At 62.3% G+C, this 20,797-nt stretch carries 17 protein-coding genes, 3 tRNA genes and 1 riboswitch; of the genes, 7 read left to right on the top strand and 13 right to left on the bottom strand.

Going from position 1 to position 20,797, the window contains the following annotated elements:
- The first annotated feature begins 10 nt into the window (after window positions 1-10).
- Genes ACFX4T_RS09175 through ACFX4T_RS09165 form a run of 3 tightly spaced genes read left to right on the top strand, consistent with a single transcriptional unit; the run spans window position 11 to window position 4,266 of the window.
- Window positions 11-2,509: a bifunctional lysylphosphatidylglycerol flippase/synthetase MprF gene (locus tag ACFX4T_RS09175; protein WP_377651541.1), complete on the top strand. Its 2,499-nt coding sequence runs from the start codon at window positions 11-13 to the stop codon at window positions 2,507-2,509.
- Between the two features lie 22 nt (window positions 2,510-2,531).
- Window positions 2,532-3,815 carry an alpha/beta hydrolase gene (locus ACFX4T_RS09170; protein ID WP_377651540.1) on the top strand — a complete coding sequence of 428 codons (1,284 nt, stop codon included), beginning with the start codon at window positions 2,532-2,534 and terminating at the stop codon, window positions 3,813-3,815.
- Window positions 3,816-3,858: 43 nt separating this feature from the next.
- A complete protein-coding gene (locus ACFX4T_RS09165; protein WP_216925349.1) occupies window positions 3,859-4,266 on the top strand; it encodes a hypothetical protein in 408 nt (135 codons plus the stop codon).
- 46 nt (window positions 4,267-4,312) lie between these two features.
- Here ACFX4T_RS09165 and ACFX4T_RS09160 read toward each other — a convergent pair.
- The 11 genes from ACFX4T_RS09160 to ACFX4T_RS09110 all read right to left on the bottom strand — a co-directional run bounded on the left by ACFX4T_RS09160 (window position 4,313) and on the right by ACFX4T_RS09110 (window position 15,961).
- Window positions 4,313-4,385: transfer RNA gene (locus ACFX4T_RS09160), tRNA-Asn, on the bottom strand.
- A gap of 28 nt (window positions 4,386-4,413) precedes the next feature.
- A tRNA-Asn gene (locus ACFX4T_RS09155) sits at window positions 4,414-4,486 on the bottom strand.
- Window positions 4,487-4,601: 115 nt separating this feature from the next.
- Window positions 4,602-4,674: transfer RNA gene (locus ACFX4T_RS09150), tRNA-Asn, on the bottom strand.
- Between the two features lie 86 nt (window positions 4,675-4,760).
- On the bottom strand, window positions 4,761-6,659 hold the full coding sequence (gene dnaG, locus ACFX4T_RS09145) for a DNA primase (RefSeq protein WP_377651539.1): 1,899 nt from the start codon (window positions 6,657-6,659) through the stop codon (window positions 4,761-4,763).
- 26 nt (window positions 6,660-6,685) lie between these two features.
- Complete coding sequence (locus ACFX4T_RS09140; protein ID WP_377651538.1) at window positions 6,686-8,002, bottom strand: deoxyguanosinetriphosphate triphosphohydrolase; 1,317 nt, start codon at window positions 8,000-8,002, stop codon at window positions 6,686-6,688.
- A gap of 65 nt (window positions 8,003-8,067) precedes the next feature.
- A complete protein-coding gene (gene dusB / locus ACFX4T_RS09135) occupies window positions 8,068-9,249 on the bottom strand; it encodes a tRNA dihydrouridine synthase DusB (RefSeq protein WP_377651537.1) in 1,182 nt (393 codons plus the stop codon).
- Window positions 9,250-9,315: 66 nt separating this feature from the next.
- Window positions 9,316-10,812 carry a YibE/F family protein gene (locus ACFX4T_RS09130; RefSeq protein ID WP_377651536.1) on the bottom strand — a complete coding sequence of 499 codons (1,497 nt, stop codon included), beginning with the start codon at window positions 10,810-10,812 and terminating at the stop codon, window positions 9,316-9,318.
- A gap of 55 nt (window positions 10,813-10,867) precedes the next feature.
- Window positions 10,868-12,241: an FAD-binding oxidoreductase gene (locus ACFX4T_RS09125; protein ID WP_377651535.1), complete on the bottom strand. Its 1,374-nt coding sequence runs from the start codon at window positions 12,239-12,241 to the stop codon at window positions 10,868-10,870.
- Between the two features lie 215 nt (window positions 12,242-12,456).
- A complete protein-coding gene (locus ACFX4T_RS09120; protein ID WP_216925354.1) occupies window positions 12,457-13,419 on the bottom strand; it encodes a GNAT family N-acetyltransferase in 963 nt (320 codons plus the stop codon).
- 2 nt (window positions 13,420-13,421) lie between these two features.
- A complete protein-coding gene (locus tag ACFX4T_RS09115; protein WP_216925355.1) occupies window positions 13,422-14,807 on the bottom strand; it encodes a glycine--tRNA ligase in 1,386 nt (461 codons plus the stop codon).
- Between the two features lie 149 nt (window positions 14,808-14,956).
- Window positions 14,957-15,961 (bottom strand): DMT family transporter, encoded by a 1,005-nt coding sequence (locus ACFX4T_RS09110; protein ID WP_377651533.1) that lies wholly within the window; start codon window positions 15,959-15,961, stop codon window positions 14,957-14,959.
- Window positions 15,962-15,984: 23 nt separating this feature from the next.
- On the opposite strand from ACFX4T_RS09110, the gene ACFX4T_RS09105 reads away from it, so the two are divergent.
- Window positions 15,985-16,212, top strand: a complete 228-nt coding sequence (locus tag ACFX4T_RS09105; RefSeq protein ID WP_216925357.1) for an RNA-binding S4 domain-containing protein — start codon at window positions 15,985-15,987, stop codon at window positions 16,210-16,212.
- Between the two features lie 67 nt (window positions 16,213-16,279).
- Here the strand turns inward: ACFX4T_RS09105 and ACFX4T_RS09100 are convergent, their stop codons facing one another.
- Window positions 16,280-16,930 (bottom strand): alpha/beta hydrolase, encoded by a 651-nt coding sequence (locus tag ACFX4T_RS09100; RefSeq protein ID WP_377651532.1) that lies wholly within the window; start codon window positions 16,928-16,930, stop codon window positions 16,280-16,282.
- 68 nt (window positions 16,931-16,998) lie between these two features.
- Between ACFX4T_RS09100 and ACFX4T_RS09095 the strand changes: the two genes are divergently transcribed.
- From ACFX4T_RS09095 to ACFX4T_RS09085, 3 genes are read left to right on the top strand one after another with little or no spacing between them, the layout of a single operon-like run.
- Window positions 16,999-17,844 carry an SGNH/GDSL hydrolase family protein gene (locus ACFX4T_RS09095; protein ID WP_377651531.1) on the top strand — a complete coding sequence of 282 codons (846 nt, stop codon included), beginning with the start codon at window positions 16,999-17,001 and terminating at the stop codon, window positions 17,842-17,844.
- Window positions 17,845-17,888: 44 nt separating this feature from the next.
- Window positions 17,889-19,046 carry a winged helix DNA-binding domain-containing protein gene (locus ACFX4T_RS09090; protein ID WP_377651530.1) on the top strand — a complete coding sequence of 386 codons (1,158 nt, stop codon included), beginning with the start codon at window positions 17,889-17,891 and terminating at the stop codon, window positions 19,044-19,046.
- Window positions 19,047-19,089: 43 nt separating this feature from the next.
- Window positions 19,090-19,521: a hypothetical protein gene (locus tag ACFX4T_RS09085; RefSeq protein ID WP_216925361.1), complete on the top strand. Its 432-nt coding sequence runs from the start codon at window positions 19,090-19,092 to the stop codon at window positions 19,519-19,521.
- A 6-nt stretch (window positions 19,522-19,527) separates the two neighbouring features.
- On the opposite strand, the gene ACFX4T_RS09080 is transcribed toward ACFX4T_RS09085, so the two are convergent.
- Window positions 19,528-20,649, bottom strand: coding sequence for a homoserine O-acetyltransferase (locus ACFX4T_RS09080; protein WP_377651529.1), 1,122 nt, complete (start codon window positions 20,647-20,649; stop codon window positions 19,528-19,530).
- Window positions 20,650-20,663: 14 nt separating this feature from the next.
- Window positions 20,664-20,778: riboswitch (SAM riboswitch) on the bottom strand.
- Window positions 20,779-20,797: the final 19 nt, after the last annotated feature.

The raw sequence follows: 20,797 nt of genomic DNA, 5'->3' as shown, positions 1-20,797 counted from the left end.
GGGACATCACATGAGTGCGGCTGTGGGATATAGGGGCACTGTTTACGGCCTGGCGGCCATACGGCGGCTTCCCCTGACGTTGGGACTCGTGCTGTTCCTTTGGGTTGTCGGCGCAGTTACGGGGAGCCTTATCGCCGGCCCCAACGAGGCACTCCTGGAGCAGGTCGGGCTAGGTTTGGCGCTGGATCCGGGGCCGGGTTGGTCCATCTTCACATCATCTTTCTTTGCCTCATCCTTACTGGACTATCTGGCATGCAGCGTTTTGATCCTGGTGGGCGTGGGTATCGCCGAGCGCACCATGGGTCCATGGCTGGCGCTGGCAGCATTTATCTTTGGTTCTGCCCTGAGCGCCTTGGTGCTGATGGGGCTGGTTGCTTTTGGAACGGACAACAGTGACCAATGGCTGAGTTTTCTTGGTGGCGAGTACGTTGTGGGCGCCTACGGTGGTGCCGCCGCTGCGTTGGGATGTTCGACGGCGGCACTGGAGGCACTCTGGCGTCGTCGCCTCCGGACATGGTTGCTGGCCGCCACGCTGATGTTCGCGTTGTTTGTAGGCGTCGCACAAACACTCCAGGCCCTTGCCGGCGCTGTCATCGGCATTCTGGCCGGTTGGGCCGTTCAAACCCTGGTGCTGCGGCGGCGTGCGGGCTCTCTTCATTCCTCGAGCCTTCGTGAGACCCGGTTCCTTGTGGGCACCGTTGTTGGTGTGTTCGCCCTGGGGCCATTGCTCACGCAGTTGACGGGCACGTTGGAGGTCGGGCCGCTTTCCGTGGTTTCCGAGGTGATGCTGCAGGCAAGCCCCAGCGTGGACGAAGTGAAGGAAGCCTGCGACAACGACAAGAGCTGCGTCACGTTGCAGAGCGTTGTGGGCGTGCAGAGTTTCGGCGCCACCATCCTCACAGTTATCCCGGTGCTGTTGCTGCTTGTCTGTGCTGAGGGACTGCGCCGGGGTCGCCGCCTCGCTTACAGGCTGACCCTGGTCATCCAGCTCTACCTGGCGTTCGTGACGAGTGTGGCAATCCTGCAGTACGTGACGGATCCGGAAGTGACACTCGGCAATGACGACGTCGGTTACCTCCTGCTCTACGCCGTTCCCGCCATCCTGGCGCCGCTGATCATCGCGGCCCTGCTGCTGATCAACCGCCACAAATTCCGGGTGGAATCCAGCGACGCCGGATATCGCGTCCTGGGCCGGACAACCCTCATCATGGCTGCTGTGGCGGCGGCGCTCTACGTGGTCTTCTGGTTTGTAGAGGGCAACCCGAACCGCTCATCCCTGTGGGACCTCGCAGGCCAACTGACCCATATCCTGGTGCCCTTCCCCGTTCCGTTCGTCGTTGAACTGCCGCAGGGATTGCTGAGCACTGTTCTTTACGGACTGGGCGGGGACGTCATCTGGCTCTGCATCCTTTTGATGGTCCTGAACAACTTCCAGCGGTTCCGGACGCTGGCAAAAGACCCTGCCGCGGACCTGGGACACACCCGAGAATTGCTCCACGACGGCGGGGGGACCTTGTCCTGGATGGCACTGTGGGACAACAACCAATACTGGTTCACGCCCGACAGGAGGGCTGGCCTCGCCTACCAGGTGCACAACGGAGTGGCCCTGACGGTGGCGGGTCCATTCGGGGCCCACCAGCACCACACCGAGGCTGCGACAGGCTTCCTGGCCCATTGCGCGGCACTGGGCCTCACACCGTGCTTCTACTCGGCCACGTCGGAGCTTGACGAGGCTCTCCTCCCCCGCGGCTTCCGCAAACTGGAGGTGGCGGAAGAAACCCTGCTGAACATCCAAGCCATGACATTCAAAGGCAAGGAATGGCAGAACGTCCGGACCGCTCTGAACAGGGCTGAGAAGCTGTCCATCAAAGACCACTGGTACCACTACGCGGAGATGCCACCGGGGATCCGTGCACAACTTTCCGAAATCTCGGAAGAGTGGGTGGCGGACAAGGCCCTGCCCGAGATGGGCTTCACCTTGGGCGGACTCGATGAACTGAAGGATCCCGAAGTCATGTGTTGCGTGGCGGTGGACGACGATGGCCTGGTCCATGGGGTCACAAGCTGGCTGCCGGTCTTTACCGACGGCGTGGTGTCGGGGTGGACCTTGGACTTCATGCGCCGCCGCACCACTGGTTTCAAAGGGGTCATGGAATTCCTGATCGCCTCTGCCGTGACGCACTTCAAGGACGACGTTCCCCACATCTCGTTGTCAGGCTCCCCGCTGGCCAACACAGGGGCCGCGACGGACGACGGTGACCACAGTGCCTTGGATCGGGTTCTGGCAATGCTGGGCAATGCACTGGAACCCATGTACGGCTTCAAGTCCCTGGCAGCCTTCAAATCTCGGTTCCAGCCCGAGCACCGCACTCTGTACATGTATTACCGGGACCCACTGGCCCTGCCATCGATAGGCCTTGCTGTTGGCTCGGCGTACTTGCCGGGGTTGTCCCGGGCACAGAGCGCAGGTTTGCTACGGCAAATGGTTGCCCGGGAACCCGCCGCATGACCGCGGGACAGACACACCAGTCATGAAAGGGCTCCTGGAAATCGAAATCAGCGGCCCGGTGGTCATGACGATAGCCGTGGTCATCGGCGTCGGGCTTTTCCTGTTGCTGTTCCTCAGGCCGTCTTCGCGCTGGGTCATCACCGCGGTGGTTGGCATTGTTGTCACAGCAGCGCTCGGTTGGTTCACGGTCTGGATTGTGGAGGATGTCCTGGACGTCTTCCACGTGGGCCTGACACCTCGCGTGTGGTTCTGGGTGATCACCGGCTTCGCTGCCCTTGGACTGGCCGTGGTTAGTTTTCGCCACAGTCCCCGGTGGCGGAAAGTGGTGGCGGCGATATCGATTCCTGTGTTCCTCCTAGTCACTGCGTTGGGCGTCAACATGGAGTTCGGGCTCAACAGGACCCTGGGCTCAGCGCTGGGGATCTCCACTGAGGAAGCCATCCAACTGAGCAAGCCGGACCCGGACGCTCCCATCCCTTCCGGGCCTCTCTGGCAGAACTGGAAACCGCCAGCCAACATGCCAACAAAGGGCGAGGTAGGAACGCAGGTCATTCCAGCCACCGCCTCGGGTTTCAACGCCCGCCCTGCCGGGATCTACCTGCCGCCGGCTGCCTTGACGGAGAACCCACCCCGTTTGCCCTTGTTCGTCCTCATGATGGGCCAGCCCGGCCTCCCTGACCCCCAGTACGTTTCGGCCGCGTTGGACGAATTTGCTGCGAAGAACAACGGCTTGGCGCCCATCGCGATCGTGGCCGACCAGATCGGACCGGATCAAGACGACACTCTGTGCCTGGACACAGCCAAGTACGGAAACGTGGAGACGTACATCAACGTTGACGTGGTGAACTGGGCCAAGGCGAACCTGAACATCCTCCCGGACCGCGACCATTGGACGATCGCCGGGTACTCCAACGGCGGGCAGTGCGCCATCTCCTTTGCGCTCAAATACCCGAAGATGTGGGGCAACGTGGTGGATATCTCCGGCGAGGAGTTTCCCGGGGCGGAGGACCCTGCAGGCAACCTGGCGGAGATCTTTAGCGGCAACCAGGCGGCCTATGACGCACAGAAGCCCATCAACATCATGAAAGGTAAGCAATTTCCAGACACCACTGCCGTTTTCACCGTGGGCTCGGATGATGTGACCTATGTTGCAGCTGCGAAGGCTGTCTCCGCAGCTGCAAAAGCTTCCGGAATGACCGTGACCTACTACGAGGTGCCAAACGGCGGGCATGTAGGCATCGCCTTGAACGCCGGACTGACCAAGGGCTTCGAGGTGCTGTATCCGAGGCTTGGTTTGTCCGGCTAGGCAGGCCCTGTTGCCGGCCCGTCCCCGGCGATAAAGTTGAGATGTGCCACATTGGCAAGAGCTGCAGCCGCTTCCGGCACCTTGGCAGCGACGGGATGAACGCATCCTGCCGCTGTGGTGGGACCGCTTGTGCTCTGTGACCAGTCCCCAGTCTGCGGCACTCTATGCGGCAGGCCTTTTCACGGATGATCGCCGCCGGCCCATCGCCCAATGGTACAACCCCGAAGCGGACGCCGCGTTGCTGGTTGCCCCGGAAACCTCACCCGAGTGGCCGGTCCAGCGGTTTGGAATCTTCTATGCGCCTCCGGCCGGAGGTTTCACGCGCGTTTACTCCGCCCCCCATGAATGGCATCCACGCGAACCGCGGACACCCCCCACCGAACAGGAAGCCTTCCTGGCAGCCGTGGCCGAAGCCGCACGGTTCCTCCAGGTGGAGATGGATTTCGTGTAAAAAAGTGGACCCCGCACCAGTACGAAACCGGTGTGGGGTCCTTGCGCTCCTCCGACTGGACTTGAACCAGTAACCCTTCGATTAACAGTCGAATGCTCTGCCAATTGAGCTACGGAGGAATGAAGCGGTTATGACTTTAGCNTTGCGCTCCTCCGACTGGACTTGAACCAGTAACCCTTCGATTAACAGTCGAATGCTCTGCCAATTGAGCTACGGAGGAATGAAGCGGTTATGACTTTAGCAAAGGTTTTATGCGAATGCTAATCGGGCGGACATACCCCTAGGGGGTATAAAAATACCCCCGTTCCGAAACACCGGAACGGGGGTATTGTGCGCTCCTCCGACTGGACTTGAACCAGTAACCCTTCGATTAACAGTCGAATGCTCTGCCAATTGAGCTACGGAGGAATGAAGCGGTTACTAGCTTAACAGGGCCCCGCCGGAAAACGAAATCGAGCACCAAGGCCCCTTCCGGCGACCTTCCGCGCGGACGGTCAGGAGTCTGAACGCAGGGCTCGGCGCTGCATTTCCAACACCATCAGTTCGCGGTTCAGACGCTGGAATTCCTCGGGAAATGCGCTTGCGTCAAGACGCTGCAGCTGGCCCATCTTGTCCGCTTTAATGCGGGTGATCTGCAGTTCGAAAAGCCTCGCCAAAATGTCCCGGCAATACCGTTGCATGGCCTCCGGCGTACTGGCCGGCAAAGGAGTTACCGCCAACTCGGAAACCAAGGGCCGAAGAGGCTCCGGAACTTCCTGCCGGACGTGCTCCACCCATGCCACGGGATCAGCTGCGTGGGCCAGTCCTGTGGCACGCACGGCTGCGTGCACCGCCGCGTACGCCGGAGTAGCGAAATGGGACGCCTCAAAGCGCTCCCATGCGCCGTCGCCCAGGACTGAGGGCTCCTGGAGGACCACTTCCAGCGCTTGGCGTTCCATCCCTGCCACGGGGTCCCGAGGATCAGGACGGTTGAAGACCTGACCGCTCGACGGCGGGGCTGCCGCCGTCGAGGATTGCTCTGCAGTACCGGGCGGATTAGTGCCGGACGGAGCAGCGCCGGATGCCGCGCGCTTGGCTGCCGCCCCAACGTAACGGCTGACTTCCTCAATCGGCATGCCCAACCAGCCAGCGAGTTCGCGTATGTAGGCGGGGCGGATGGCGGAGTCGCGGATTTGTGCCACAACGGGCGCGGCTTCCCGCAGCGCCGCGACGCGGCCTTCCACTGTGTCCAGGTTGTGCCTGCGGAGCGAGGCACGGATCGCGAACTCGAAGAGCGGCTTCCTGCTCTCGATGAGTTCGCGCACTGCGGCGTCGCCCTTGAGTTGACGAAGATCACACGGATCAGCGCCGGTGGGCTCCACTGCGACGTACGTTTGCGCGACGAATCGTTGGTCTTCCTCGAAGGCGCGGAGGGCGGCCTTCTGGCCAGCGGCGTCTCCGTCGAAGGTAAAGACCACCTCTCCCCCGGTGCCGTCGTCCGAAAGCAGGCGCCGGGCAATCTTGATGTGTTCGGTGCCGAACGCCGTGCCGCAGGTTGCCACCGCCGTCGTGACTCCTGCAAGGTGGCAGGCCATGACGTCGGTGTACCCCTCAACCACTACGAGTTGCCGGTCCTTGGCGATGTCGCGCTTGGCGATATCGATCCCGTAGAGGACCTGGGACTTTTTGTAGAGAGTGGTTTCAGGAGTGTTCAGGTACTTTGGACCCTGATCGTCCTCATAGAGCTTCCGGGCGCCGAAGCCGATAGTGTCGCCGGCGATGTCCCGGATGGGCCAGATGAGCCTGCCACGGAAGCGATCGTAGATGCCCCGGTTTCCTTCGGAAAACATGCCAGTCAGTTTGAGCTCAGCATCGGTAAACCCACGGCCGCGCAGGTGCTTAAGGAGCGAATCCCAGCCCTGCGGCGCATAGCCCACGCCGAAGTGCTCGGCGGCCGCGCGGTCAAAGCCCCTGCCATCGAGGAAGTTGCGACCCTCGGCGGCTCCGGGCGTCAGCAGCTGGGCGCGGAAGAACTCGTCGGCGATCTTATGGGCATCCAGGAGACGCTGGCGCTTGCCCACTTCCTCGCGGCTCGGGCCGGTGCCGCCGTCCTCGTAACGCAGTTCGTAGCCGATTCTAGCGGCCAGCTTTTCCACTGCCTCGTGGAAGGAGCTGTGGTCCATTTTCTGGACGAAGGAGATGGCATCCCCGTCTTCGCCGCAGCCGAAGCAGTGATATCTACCCACTTGGGGGCGCACAGTGAAGGATGGTGAGCGTTCGTCGTGGAAAGGGCACAGTCCCTTGAAGCTGCCCAAGCCAGCACTCTTCAAAGTGACGTAACCGTCAACGACTTCCTTGATATCCGTGCGCTGGCGTACTTCGTCGATATCTTCACGTTTGATCAAGCCAGCCACGTGACCATCCTAGCCGCTTGGTGGTGCTACCAAAGTGACGGCAGGCTCCCCACCAGGCGCTCGTACATGGCCAGCGCTGAACCATCCGTCAGAGACGCCACTTGGTCAATCACTACACGCAGCCGCGCGCCGTCGTCGGCCGCGTCACGCCAGTCAGCAGCGAACATCGGCTCAAGGTGGCGGTCGCCTGTGGCGTTCAAGACGCCAACCAAGGCGTGCAGGACTTCGCGTTGGCGTTCGTAGACGGGCTGGCGGTGGTCCGTGGAAATGACGAACGTGGTGGCCAGGCCCTTCAGGACTGCGATTTCGGTCACGGTGTCCTCCGGGACCATCAGCTCGGCGCCATAGCGGGTCAGGTTTGCCGGGCCAAAATGGTCCCTTGTGGTTTCCATGGCGCTTTGGCAGAACCGGCCGATGAGTTGGCTGGTCATGTCCTTCAGCGCAGCCATGGATTTCCGGCTGCCGTCAGCCTCGCGGACCCACACTTTGGTGGCCTCAAGCCTGGCAAGGGCAGCATCAATGTCCGCAGGATCGTTGTGTGGGAGGTACCACTGCTTGGTGTAGCCCACTACGCGGGCACGGTGGTCCGGATTCTCCATCCACTTCAGTTGGAAGTGGCCTGCGACAATTGCGTCTTCGACGTCATGGACCGAATAGGAAATATCGTCCGCGAGGTCCATCACCTGGGCCTCTATGCAGGAGCGGTTACCCGGAGCGCCCTCACGCAGCCATTCGAACACGGGAAGATCGTCCTCATACGCGCCAAATTTGCTGGTGCGGTGGCCATGGATGACGGGGGCGTCGACGGCGGACCACGGGTACTTGGACGCAGCATCCAGGCTGGCGCGGGTCAGGTTGAGCCCGGCGGGCCTGCCGTCCTCGGCAAGGACTTTCGGTTCCAGTCGCGTCAACAACCTCAGCGTCTGCGCGTTGCCTTCGAAGCCACCAATGGTGTGCGCCACCTCATTCAAGGCAGACTCACCGTTATGGCCGAACGGTGGGTGGCCGAGGTCATGGCTAAGGCACGCAGTATCCACGACGTCCGGATCGCAGCCCAGTGAACGGCCAAGTTCGCGGCCGACCTGCGCAACCTCAAGGCTGTGGGTCAGACGGGTGCGGACGAAATCGTCCGTATCCGGAGCAACAACCTGCGTTTTTGCGCCCAGCCGTCGCAGGGCCGAGGAATGCAGGACCCGTGCCCGGTCGCGTTCAAAATCGGAGCGGTACGTAGTCTTCCGCGGTTCTTCCACCCACCGCGCAGAATCCGCTTCCGTGTAGCCCGGAATTGCCAGCACGTAGTCGTGCGGTGTTCCGGTGCGGCCAAGCGTCGCTTCGGTTCCCATGGGTATCTGCCTCCTTCAAGCGCCGTAGTAGTGGTGCCTCTTGAGCCAGTCTTACACGTGTGAAGCTAGCCGCCTGACACGTCCAGCTCTGCTGCGGAGATTTCGGCACTCTGTTCCGCGTTCAGCTGACGGCTCACGAGCCAATCCTTGGGCAGCGCGGGCTTCTTCGGTGATCCGGCACGGCCGCGCGGACCCTCGGAATCGATGCCAGGATACGGCAAATCCATATCCAACTCTTCGAGGAGACCGCGCAGGACCTCGAGGGTGGGAACCGTGGCCAGCTTGGCGCGAAGCTCCCCGCCAACGACGTACCCCTTGAAGTACCAGGCCATGTGCTTTCGGATTTCCCGCAGTGCCTTGTACTCATCGTTGCCGAAGGTCTCCACCATGAGCTCCGCGTGACGGTAGACGCCTTCGGCGACCTCCCGCAGGCCCGGACGGTGCCGCTGCTCGCTGCCTTCGAACGCAGCCTGCAGATCACCGAACAGCCACGGACGGCCCTGGCAACCACGGCCTACCACAACGCCGTCCACACCGGTTTCCCGGACCATACGGACAGCATCCTCTGCTGACCAGATGTCACCGTTTCCCAGCACCGGAATGTCAGGCAGCGCCTCACGAAGGCGGGCGATGGCGGACCAGTCAGCGTGGCCGGAATAGAACTGGGCTGCGGTGCGGCCGTGAAGGGCGACGGCGGCCACTCCCGCATCGCGGGCGATCCGTCCGGCGTCGAGGTACGTCAGGTGGTCCTCGTCAATGCCCTTGCGCATCTTGATGGTGAGCGGGATGCCACCCTTGGAGGCTTCCTTCACTGCGGTCTGCACGATCGACGTGAAGAGATCGATTTTCCATGGCAGCGCGGAACCGCCACCGCGGCGGGTGACCTTTGGCACCGGGCAGCCGAAGTTGAGGTCGATGTGGTCAGCCCGGTCTTCCTCGACGAGCATGCGGACTGCCGCGCCGACCGTTACGGGGTCAACACCGTAGAGCTGCACGGACCGCACTTTCTCATCCTCGTCGTGCGAGATGATACGCAACGATTCCGGAGTCCGTTCCACCAGCGCACGCGAGGTAACCATCTCGGCCACGTACAGGCCACCACCGTATTCACGGCAGAGCCTGCGGAAGGCTGAGTTGGTGATGCCCGCCATGGGGGCAAGGATCACGGGAGTGTCCACGGTGATGCCACCGAGCTGCAAAGGCGGAAGCTCAAGCTTTGGGGCAGGGGGCGTTGCTACTACAGTCACCCATCCATTGTTGCAAATCAGGGCAAATCGGCCCCTCCTGCCGCCACGGACCGTGCTCCTCCGGCGTTACGAGGCGGGATTTTCCCCATCGCCGCGGCGCTCCGCCTCACGCTGGGCACGGCGGCTCCCCGGGCGGGCAGGCTTGCCGACGGCGCGCGGAGACCGACCGCCGTCGAGCGTTTCTACCCGGCCGGAACCCACGACGGCGGCCGCGGCTGCGAGCGTACCGGTATCGTCCACGTCGTCCGGATTCACGGACAGAGCGGGCGCCGGGACTGCACCCTTCACGCCTGTGGCCTTGACCACCAGGACGGCTATCAGCGTGGTAACCGGGATGGCGAGCACCAGGCCGATGGAGCCCACCAGTGTCCGGATGACTTCTTCGGACAACTCCGCACTGGTCAAGGCCTCGGCAAGCGGGCGGTCGTAAAGCATCACGATGATGAGGATCGGAAGGGCGGCACCAGCGTACGCGAAGGCAATGGTGTAAACGGTGGAGGCGATGTGGTCCCGGCCAATCCGCATCGCCGAGGAGAACAGCTTCCGTGCACTGGTGTTCGGGGCCAGTTCGTAAAGTTCCCACACAGCAGAGGATTGCGTGATGGTGACATCGTTGAGGACGCCGAGGCCTGAGATGATCAGGCCGCACAGGATGATGCCGGAGATTGAAATCTTGTCCGACATGTTTATCAGCGTGGCAGCGTCATGGTCACCGACGCCTGCAAGGTTGGCAGCATCCGTGGCCCACGCCGCCAACAACGCTGTAATGCCTAACCCGAAGATGGTTCCGAGCAGTGCCGTGGACGTCCTCGCCGAGAAACCGTGGGCGAAGTACAGGACCCCGATCATGATCACCGTGGAACCCACCAAAGCCAGCATGAGTGGAGGCTTCCCTTCCACCAGTCCCGGCAGGATGAAGCTGACCAGCACGGCATAAGCGCCAACCAGTCCAAGGAGGGCCCGGAAGCCACGCCAGCGCGCCACAGCGATCACTACTACCGCGTAGAGCACAGCCAGCAGGGCAATCGGCAGGCTGCGCACGAAATCCACAAAAACGTACGACGGCGAGCCGTTGCCCTGCGATGCGCCCTGGACACCGGAGAGGTTCAGATAGCGGATCGAGTCCCCCACATCCACGCCGTGGGACTTGGCGACGTCGGGATTGATCACTACCTTGACGGCTTCCCCGCCCTTGTCCGGCTGGGTGTAGGCAAAGGTGCAGTCGGATCCGCCGGACTGGCCTGCACCGGTTTGACCCGTGTCAGTCTGGCCAGTATCTGTTTGTCCTTGCGTGGATTGTCCGGTTTGTGTGCAGCTTTCCTGCACCACGCTCTGGATCTTTCCGGTATCGAACGTCACGCCAGGGGCAGCCTGGTAGGGACTCGCAAAGGAGATTCCGTCCCGGCTGCCCGAGGGCCACATGACCATCATGGCGATGACAGTGAGCACTCCAAGTGGAACCAGCACCGCAGCCAGGAGCCAGTTGGCGCGCTTCCGGGATGCAATCGCCTGCGGAGTTGGCTCGGAACTTTCAGAATGACCGTGGGAGTGTCCGTGACCCATCAGCTGCAAAACCTCATGGTTTCAAGCCTAGCCGGATCACCCGCAAAGCCTTCCCTCAGGCGGGCTTGATGTTCTGGTTCACGTGGAAAAGGTTGCCGGGATCGTACTTGCTCTTGACCTGCACCAGACGATCCCAGTTGGGGCCGTAATTGTCCGTGACCCTGTTCTGGTCCTCGGTGTCCATGAAGTTGATATACCCACCCAGCGCCGAGTGCGGTGCAAGAGCCGCCGCATACGCACGCGTCCAGGCAATGTTGGCTTCGTTGTCGGTCGGTTCCATCCATTGCGCGGCAATGACCGGCGCGAACTTCATGTCCCTGTGCGCAAAAGCTGTGGCGTTGGCGCCAACGCGTGAGACGGCGCCGTCGATGGGGTAAATGTGGACAGACGTATTGACGCTGGTGACCGTCGCGCCATGCTCAGCGTGAGCTTGGATGGCGCCATCACTGAGCTCGGGCAGGAAGTTCGCCTTCCAGTAGCCCTGCATTCCTTTCTGGTTGAGCGCGTCGAAGGCAACGTTCAGGGCTGGGTAGGGCATGGGAGCTACCAGCGAGCCGGCAACCGGTGCAGCATCCAGGAAGGGCTGCCACCGTGCTTCGCCTTCTCCCATATCCCCCGTCCACATCCCCACCACCACACAGACAGGCTTGCCATGCCACTCCTCGGGAAGGAACGGAACGGGCGGACCTTGGTGGAATCCCAGGAAGGCGCCAAATTCTTCCGGCGCATTCGCGATGTATTCGCGGTAGAACCGCGCAACGGTGTCCGTATGCTCGGCGCTGTAGAGAATGACTCCGGCATGGACCATATCAACGGGGTGGAGCTTGAACTCGAACGAGGTCACCACGCCAAAGTTGCCGCCACCGCCCCGGAGAGCCCAGAACAGGTCCTCGTTTTGGTCTTCGCTGGCCACCAGGAACTTTCCATCCGCCGTGACCACATCGGCCGAAATGAGGTTGTCGCAGGAGAGCCCGTACTTACGGGCCAAATATCCTATGCCACCGCCCAGGGTCAGTCCGGCCACTCCCGTGGAACCGACGATCCCGCCAGTGGTCGCCAGTCCGAAGGCGTGGGTTGCGTGGTTGAAGTCAGCCCATGTCGTTCCGCCTTCGGCCCTCGCAGTCGAGCTCTCCGGATCCACGCGGACCCCCGTCCGGTTCACGAAGTCAAGGACCAGGGCGTCGTCCCACGTTCCAAAGCCTGGCGCACTGTGTCCGCCACCCCGGATGGCCAGGGGCATGGAATTCTCCCGGGCAAAGTTCACCCCCGCGATCACATCCGCCACCTGGGCAACCCGGACGATGCCCGCGGGCCGCTTGTCCACCATGGCGTTGAAGACTGCACGTGCCGAATCGTATTCAGGGTCTTCGGGAGTGATGAGCTGCCCACGCAGCTGGTCCCGCAGCCCGTCCAAGGACGTTCCATTCATTGTTGTTACCGCCGCTTCAGAGCAGAGACCGGAGCTGTTCCACAAACGCCGCTTCCCTCCGAGTGTGCCGGCGCGTGGCTTACGTCGCCTTCCTACTCCTGCGCCGTGGCCGCGTCAAGACCCTTTCACCATGAATGCGAGCTGGGCTTAAAGCGAGGATCCCGCCCTGCCCATCGGCGATGGGCAAAGCGGGATCCGGACCTGCAGATACGTGGTCAGTCGCTCACGATCAGCGTGTCAGCGCCACGAACGTGGGCCTTGCCCGACTCCAGCAAGGGCGCCAGGACGCTGCGCAGTGCCGTCATGGATTCGTCCACTTCCAACAGCACGGGGTGCTGGTACGCAATAAGGGCCAGAAGATCCCGGACGGCAGACTCTGCGTCGTCGGCGGACAGCTTCGGATCGTGACCCAGGAAGACATCCGAGGGCTCCTCGGAGTTGCCCTGGGCGTAGCTGATGGCGAAGGCCTGGATCTTGCCTTTTCGGCTGGCCGGCACTCCCTCACCAAAGGCACTTGCCTTCGGTGCACGAAGCACAATGGCCCCGTGCGCCCCCGTGAGATCGTGAAGGAAGAGCCGCTGCACAGTAGCAACGCTGAGCTCACCCGGGCTGTCCCAGTGATGGACGGCTGAGTAGTAGCTGCCCACTACTTCGCTGAGTTCCACGGATCCGGTGGCCAGGTCCTCCACCCGTTCAGAGGCAGCTTCTTCAGAACCATCGCCGAACCGCGGCAGCTTCAGCGGCTCAGGCTCCACCACAACCAACTGTGAACGCTGGATGGGTCCAAGACCTGCAGCCTCGGCGAAAGCGGCCCCGGGCGTGCCCGGCTCAACTTTGGTGCGGAGCTTGGAAACGCCCGACGGCGAGTTCCCGGCTTCGCGGCGCAGCATGGTCAGCAGGGTGGCTCCGACGCCGTTCCTGCGATGGTCCTTGGCAACCTCGATATAGGCCCACAGACGTTCAGGGTGCAGCGAAGCCTCGTGGACCACGCCGGCGGCAACGGGGATGCGAACGCCGTCAACGACATCCTCGGCAACGATGCAGCGACGCCAAGGCTGGTTGCTCGACGGCGCCAAAGCAGCACGGAACTGTTCTGCAGGCAGGGTCTCCGGCCCGCCCCAGATTTCCAGGAGGGCGAGGTCGTCGCCTTCCTTCCACTCGCGGTATTCCAAAGCCACGGTTAGGCGCCGATCAGACGTGCTGCCAGATAAGCCTCAACCTTGTCCAGGGACACGCGTTCCTGGCTCATGGTGTCGCGCTCACGGATGGTCACGGCCTGGTCTTCGAGGGTATCGAAGTCCACCGTGATGCAGAACGGAGTTCCGATCTCATCCTGGCGACGGTAACGGCGGCCGATGGCGCCGGCGTCGTCGAAGTCGATGTTCCAGTTCTTGCGCAATTGGGTGCCCAGCGCCTTTGCCTTCGGAGACAGGTCCTCGTTGCGGCTCAGGGGCAGGACGGCTGCCTTGACCGGCGCAAGCCGCGGATCCAGCTTCAGGACCGTACGGACGTCGACGCCGCCCTTGGCGTTGGGAGCCTCGTCTTCGGTGTAGGCGTCAATCAGGAAGGCCATGAAGGAACGTGTCAGGCCCGCCGCGGGCTCGATCACGTAGGGGGTGTAGCGCTCGTTGGTGGCCTGGTTGAAGTAGCTCAGGTCCGTACCGGAGGCCTTGGCATGCGTGGAGAGGTCGAAGTCCGTACGGTTGGCGATGCCCTCGAGTTCGCCCCACTCGGAGCCTTGGAAGCCGAAGCGGTACTCGATGTCCGTGGTGCCCTTGGAGTAGTGGCTCAGCTTCTCAAGCGGGTGCTCGAAGAAGCGGAGGTTTTCTTCACGGATGCCCAGGCTGGTGTACCAGGACATGCGCTCCTTCATCCAGTACTGGTGCCATTCCTCATCCGTGCCGGGCTCGACGAAGAATTCCATTTCCATTTGTTCGAACTCGCGGGTACGGAAGATGAAGTTGCCCGGCGTGATCTCGTTGCGGAAGGACTTTCCGATCTGGCCAATGCCGAACGGCGGCTTCTTCCGGGAGGTGGTCAGGACGTTGTTGAAGTTCACGAAGATGCCCTGTGCCGTTTCCGGGCGCAGGTAGTGCATGCCTTCATCGTTGGCCACCGGGCCAAGGAAGGTCTTCAGGAGGCCGGAGAACTCCTGCGGCTCCGTCCACTGGCCGCGGGTGCCGCAGTTGGCGCAGGCAATGTCCTTCAATCCGTTCTCGGCGGGACGGCCCTTCTTTTCCTCGTACTCTTCCTCGAGGTGGTCAGCACGGTAGCGCTTGTGGCAGGAAAGGCATTCCACCAGGGGGTCAGAGAACACCTCTACGTGGCCGGATGCTTCCCAGACCTGGCGGGGAAGGATGACTGAGGAGTCCAAGCCTACGACGTCTTCGCGGCCGCGGACCATGCTCTGCCACCACTGGCGCTTGATGTTCTCCTTCAGTTCCGCACCAAGGGGTCCGTAATCCCACGCCGAACGCGAGCCACCATAGATTTCACCGGCCTGGAAGACAAAGCCCCTCCGCTTGGAGAGGGAAATGACCTGGTCAAGAACGGATTTTGCTGCCATGGGTACTCCATTTGTTCTACAGGGCCGCTGGGTGCGGTCCGCGGTGGTTTGGCCCCGGGTTCCGGACGAGGTTGTCCGGGCGGGGTGCTTGGGATGTGATGCTGTTGGATACTTGGTTCTACTGCGTCAACTAATGCGTTCTACTTACCCTACCGGCCTTTGGCACCTGGCCTTCGTGCGAAGGATCCCTTTGGCCAGGGAAGGCTGGCCACGACGATCGCCGCGAGGGTCAAGAGCGTGCCCAGCACCGTGGGCAAGGCGACCACCGTCCCGGCAGTGGGGATCACGACGTCGAGCACCAGGGAGCCCACCAGCTGCCCGGCAATCATGCCAAGACCGGTAATCAGCACACCAAGGCTCCGCACCAGGAGGGCTGCCAGGCCGATGGCGATGCATCCCAACGGTCCGGCGACGTAATACCACCACTCGGAGGGAAGGGGATTCCCGGCCCCGGCTACCGCAAGCTTGACCAGCAAGGCCGCCCAGAGGACGGCGGAACCGGCCAGGAAATTGACGAGCGTGGCCGCGATGGGGGTGCCGTAATGGACGGTGGCGGTCCCGTTCATGGCCTGTTGGAAGCTCATGAGGAAACCCGCCACCAGAGGCAGGATGACCGGCAGCACCAAAGCTCCGACGTCGTCCGTTCCCCCAAAGCGCGGGGACACGGCCCAGGCGACCGCGGCCACGGTGAGCACGCTTCCCACGACCCGCACGGCGGTGATGGAGCGTTTGCCGCCGGGAGCGATGCCCATCCGATCCACCAGCAGGCCGCTGAGGGTCTGTCCGGTGACGGTGGCGACGGTGAACAGCGCGACGCCCAGCAGGCCGACCGTGAAGGACTGCGCAATGACGAAAAGGGCGCCAACAGCCCCGGCCATGACGTAGAAGGGCGGGAAGCTGCGATTGCGGACCGCCGGAAGGATGCTCTGCAGACCCGACCTGCCTTTGGGCGTAAGGACCGATATCGCCGCGATCACCAACAGGCCTGTGGTGAAGCTCACCACAGAAGCGGTAATGCCGTCCTCCAGCTTGATGGCGAGCGCCCCGTTGATGCGTCCTTGGAGCGGCAAGACCAGGCCTGTGACCAAGGCAAGCGGGAGCCCGAGGGCAAGCGGAATGGTGGGACGGTGGGAAGGATTCGGCACCGTCACCACACTACTTCAGGCATCATTGCTCTATGAGCAACCCGGAAATCGAAGAGATCCCCATCCGCGACGACATGATCCGCCTCGGCCAGCTGCTGAAGCTCGCCAACCTCGTGGAGGACGGCGTTGAAGCAACGGAGCTCATCAAGAACGGCTTGGTCAAGGTCAACGACGAAATCGAAGACCGCCGCGGCCGCCAGCTGCACGCCGGAGACACCGTTACCGTCAACGGCCAGACTGTCCGGATCACCACCGCCTGAAGCAACGCGGGGTCACTTAGGGCCCATGGTGAGGCCATCTATGGGCCGTAAGTGACCCCGCGTTGCTTTAAGACGCGAGGACTTTGTGCGTCAGGAATTCTCCTACATGGCCGATTTCCTGCTGATTAATGCCATGCCACATGCCCGTGTAGAGCACCTTGGTGAGGTCCACGTGCTTGCGCACCCATCCCATGGTGTATTCGATCTTGTCCGGAGTGATGACGGGGTCCTGCTGGTCGCGGCCCCAGAACATCGGCAAGGTGCCGTCCAGTTCGGCATCGCGGAAGGCGGGGTCGTCGCCGGCGTCCACCACAAAACCCGAAAGCCCGACGACGGCAGCGAAGTCCGTGGGACGGTACCGGAGCATGGTGGTCGCCATGGCCATGCCCATGGAGAAGCCGAGGAGCGTCACTGAAGAATGATTGGCTTTGACCGTATCCAACCATTCAAGGGCATACTCCGCGGCAAGCTTTACTGCTTCCAAGGAATAGTCGATTGACGCGGTGAGCGGGAACCAGGTGAAGCCGGGGCCCATGGGCATCGGCGCGCGCAGGGAAGCCACCACAAAGCCCTCGGGAAGCAGGCCGGCGAGGCTGAAGAGATCGTCCTCATTGGAGCCGTAGCCATGCAGCAGCACCAGAAGCGGTTTGCCCTCCCGTTCAGCTTCGTCATGGGACCACAGGACAACGGGCGTGGGGAATGCAACGGCTTCAGTCATGGGTCTATTCTTGCAGTTACTGATGGGTAACAACCTACGGTGGCGTAGGTTCGCAGGTTCAAGGCAGGATGGAAAGCGTGAGTGACGTCAATTCATTGGTGAAGCCGGGCGAACCGGTTCAACCACACCCTTGGAGCCGTTACGTGGCACTGGGGGATTCGTTTACGGAAGGCATCGGTGATCCCGAGCCGCAGAACCCCGGCGGCTTCCGCGGATGGGCTGACCGTGTAGCGGAAGAACTGGGCCGCGGTCATGAGGATTTCGCTTACGCCAATCTTGCTATCCGTGGGCGGCTGCTGCAGCAGATCGTGGATGAACAAATTGCTCCTTGCCTGGAACTCCAGCCGGACCTTGTCTCGATTTCGGCTGGCGGCAACGACCTCATCCGGCCCGGTGGCGACCCGGACCTGTTGGCGGAGAAGCTGGATGCCGCAGTCCAGGAACTGGGCTCCGGTGGTGCCACTGTGGTGTTGTTCAACGGACCGGACACTGCGTCCTCGGTGTTGGGCCGCATCCGCGGCAAGGTGGCCATTTACAACGAAAACCTTAGGACTGTGGCGGCACGGCACGACGCAATCATCGCGGATATGTGGTCCCTGAGGCAGTTGGCCGATCCCCGGATGTGGGACGAAGACCGCCTGCACTTCTCACCGCTGGGACACCACACCATCGCGATGATGGTGCTGGAAGCCCTGAACGTCCAGCACACCCTCGAACCCCTGGTGCCGAAGCCCTTGCCGGTCCGCACCTGGCGTGAGGCCCGTTCCTCGGATCTGGTGTGGGCCCGTGAGTACTTTGTTCCCTGGGTTATCCGCAGGTTGCGGCATCGATCCTCCGGCGACGGTATTACCCCCAAACGCCCGACGCCGGGACCGGTCTTTGGTCCCAACGGCACCATGCTGCCGCGTGGCTAGGGTGAGGGTCGCTTGCAGTGTTGACGCGCGGAAAGAGCTCCGCGATGCACGCTGACATTTCGCTGGCGCCGGACGATATTGTGCGCCTTCGGCTCCGGCGGCAGCAGTTGCGGAATCCCTACGGCGAAACCATTGATGACGTGCTGCGAAACCTCCTTGCGGTGCAGTCGCAGGAATTTCCCTATGCCAGGTGGAGCGTTGCCCAGCGTGCGCCCGGGGTCACCGCCGATGAGGTTGAGCAGGCGGTGGCTGAGGGCGGGATCCTCCGGACGCATATCCTGCGGCCGACGTGGCATTTTGTGCACCGCGACGATCTCGGCTGGTTGATGGGGTTGTCTGCGGAGCGCCTTCATCAAGGCAACAAGGGCATGTACAGGCAGACGGGAGTTGATGAGCACGCCGCCGCCCGCAGCGGGCACATCCTTGCCGAGGCGGTGGCCGGTGGAGCCCACAAAACGCGCGAAGAATTAGCCGGGGTACTGGAACAGGCAGGCTTTCCTGGCAAAGGGCTTGGCTTCGTTTACCACCTCATGCACGCGGAGATCAGCAAAATCCTGGTGAGCGGCGCCCCGGTCCGTTCTGCAGGGGGTGCACTGAAACAGACGTACGCCTTGTTCGACGAACGTGTGCCCGATAATGGCAGTGCATCGTTGACGGGCGACGACCGGGAATGGGCTTTGGGCCAGCTGGCCCTGCGGTACTTCACCAGCCGGGGTCCTGCCACCATCAAGGACTGTGCCGCGTGGTCGGGACTGACCATGAAAGATGTACGGCTTGGCTTACAGATAGCTGAAGAGTCCATGCCTGGCGCCTTGGCGACTGTGGCAATTGACGGCCTGGATTTCTACTTGCCAGCCGAAGACGTGGAAGCACTTGCAGTGACTCCCCCGCCAACTGATGATGGGCCGCTCCTCCCCCGCGCCGATCTCATCCAGTGCTACGACGAGTACGTGATGGGCTATTCCCAATCGAGGCATTACCTCGGTGGAAGGGCGCCCTATTTGCCGGAGGGTGATGCTCCCATTCACGTGGTGTTGCTGGATGGCAGGTTGGCCGGATGGTGGCGCCACGGCTTCTCCGGCGGGATCTGCGAACTCGACATCAGGATGAACAGGCCGGTCACAACAGCCGAACAACAAGCCCTGGATGCAGAAGTGGAACGCTACGGGAGGTTCCTGGGCATGGAGACAAAGCTCGTGTGAAAGTGCGGGACTAAGCTGGGTTAAGACCTAGGAGGCTTGCACCGTGAACAATCTGATCTTCTGGATCATCGTCTGCTCGTGGCTGATTCCCATGGGGATCCGCCTTTACAACCGGTCCCGGGCCCGCCGGCTTCAGGACCGTAATTTCCCGGGCCCAAACTATCCGGGCCCCGGCTATCCTCCGCAGAATCTTCCCGGACCGGGTTACCCGCAGCAGAATTATCCGGCACCGCCATATCCCACCCAGAACTACCCGGGCTATCCCGGGGAACCCACCACCATCCGCCCTGCCGATGCCCCACCGCCGCCAGGACCGGCGTCGAACGCTTCTTCACCTACGTTTCCGAGCCACAGCGGCTCTGAGCAGCAAGGATTCCGCGCGCGAAAGCTCGCCGAACTGGACCTCAAGTTCAGCAACGGCGAGATCGCGATGGAGGACTACATGAAGCAGCGCGGCGACATCATGAACGGATGAGCCGGCTTAGGCGAAGAAAGCCTCGCGTAGTTGGGCTGACAGCTGCCCGATTTCGGTGAGGAAGCCATCGTGTCCGATGGGGGCTTCGATCACGTGGACGGGCACATTGCCTGGCAGATTTTTTGCCAGTTCCAATGACTGGGCCGGAAAATAAAGGCGGTCGGAGTCGACGGCTGCCACAAAGAATTCAGCAGTGGCGCTGGCCAGGGCTTCCTGCAACGTGCCCCGGCCCCGGCTGATGTCGTGGGACATGAGTGCCTCGGTGATGGCGATGTAACTGTTCGCATCGAACCGGCGCACCAGCTTGGTGCCTTGGTGGTCGAGGTAGCTTTCCACCTGGTAGCGGCCACGCTCCCCGAGGACCGGAGCGGCCAGGGGCGTCTCTTGGTGCTGGGCTTCCCGGCCGAAACGGAAATCAAGCTCCAGCGCTGACCGGTACGTGATGTGCGCTATGCGTCGGGCCAGGGCAAGGCCCGCCTCCGGTGTTGGTCCGCCGTAGTAATCGCCGTTGTTGAAGTTCGGGTCCTGGCGGATGGCGAGCGTCTGCGACTGGGCGAAAGCGATTTGCTCGGCCGTGCTGTAGGCGCCGACAGAAATAACCGCGCACCGCTGTACACGCTCAGGGAAGGTCACCGCCCATTCAAGTGCCCGCGCCCCACCCATGGAACCACCAAGGACGGCGTGCCATGCCTTGATCCCCAACGCATCCGCGAGACGGGCTTCAGCCACCGTGCTGTCGCGCAAAGTTATCAGCGGGAACCGGGATCCCCAAGGCCGCCCGTCCGGCGCCTCGGACGACGGGCCCGTACTGCCGTAACAGCCGCCCACAATGTTGATGGAGATGACGAAGAACCGGTTGGTGTCGATCGTCGCACCGGGGCCAACGAGTTGCTCCCACCAGCCTTCCTCATCGGTGGCACCGCGGGCCACGTGTGTGCTTCCCGTCAATGCGTGCTGAACCAGGACGGCGTTGGACGCATCCTCGTTCAACTGACCCCAGGTTTCGTAGGCAAGCACAACGTCCGGGAGAAAACCGCCGGCTTCAAGTTCCAGCGAACCTACACCGGCGTACTTGACCGTCCCGTCTTCTTTGCCTGGTTTGGGGGGTGCTGTAGCAGTAATGGTCATTCCTTTGACACCTAACCTCGCGCTTGCCTGCCGCCTTGCGTGCGACAGGCCAGGTCTTCACCCGGGGCACCCCACCGCGGAGGAGGGTTGCCGGCCAGCAAGCCGGGGCTGTCACTGGCACTCATGACCTAATACGTAGAGTCTAGGA

The organism is Paenarthrobacter sp. YIM B13468 (genome assembly GCF_042788025.1).
GTDB classification, from domain to species: domain Bacteria; phylum Actinomycetota; class Actinomycetes; order Actinomycetales; family Micrococcaceae; genus Arthrobacter; species Arthrobacter aromaticivorans.
This window is presented reverse-complemented; position numbering and strand designations above follow the sequence as displayed.

Excerpts from the sequence above, each read along its gene's own strand:
- ACFX4T_RS09175 (WP_377651541.1), top strand. The coding sequence starts at position 11 with ATGAGTGCGGCTGTGGGATATAGGGGCACTGTTTACGGCCTGGCGGCC.
- ACFX4T_RS09170 (WP_377651540.1), top strand. The coding sequence starts at position 2,532 with ATGAAAGGGCTCCTGGAAATCGAAATCAGCGGCCCGGTGGTCATGACG.
- ACFX4T_RS09140 (WP_377651538.1), bottom strand. The coding sequence starts at position 8,002 with ATGGGAACCGAAGCGACGCTTGGCCGCACCGGAACACCGCACGACTAC.
- ACFX4T_RS09130 (WP_377651536.1), bottom strand. The coding sequence starts at position 10,812 with ATGGGTCACGGACACTCCCACGGTCATTCTGAAAGTTCCGAGCCAACT.
- ACFX4T_RS09125 (WP_377651535.1), bottom strand. The coding sequence starts at position 12,241 with ATGAATGGAACGTCCTTGGACGGGCTGCGGGACCAGCTGCGTGGGCAG.
- ACFX4T_RS09115 (WP_216925355.1), bottom strand. The coding sequence starts at position 14,807 with ATGGCAGCAAAATCCGTTCTTGACCAGGTCATTTCCCTCTCCAAGCGG.
- ACFX4T_RS09105 (WP_216925357.1), top strand. The coding sequence starts at position 15,985 with ATGAGCAACCCGGAAATCGAAGAGATCCCCATCCGCGACGACATGATC.
- ACFX4T_RS09100 (WP_377651532.1), bottom strand. The coding sequence starts at position 16,930 with ATGACTGAAGCCGTTGCATTCCCCACGCCCGTTGTCCTGTGGTCCCAT.
- ACFX4T_RS09095 (WP_377651531.1), top strand. The coding sequence starts at position 16,999 with ATGGAAAGCGTGAGTGACGTCAATTCATTGGTGAAGCCGGGCGAACCG.
- ACFX4T_RS09090 (WP_377651530.1), top strand. The coding sequence starts at position 17,889 with ATGCACGCTGACATTTCGCTGGCGCCGGACGATATTGTGCGCCTTCGG.
- ACFX4T_RS09080 (WP_377651529.1), bottom strand. The coding sequence starts at position 20,649 with ATGACCATTACTGCTACAGCACCCCCCAAACCAGGCAAAGAAGACGGG.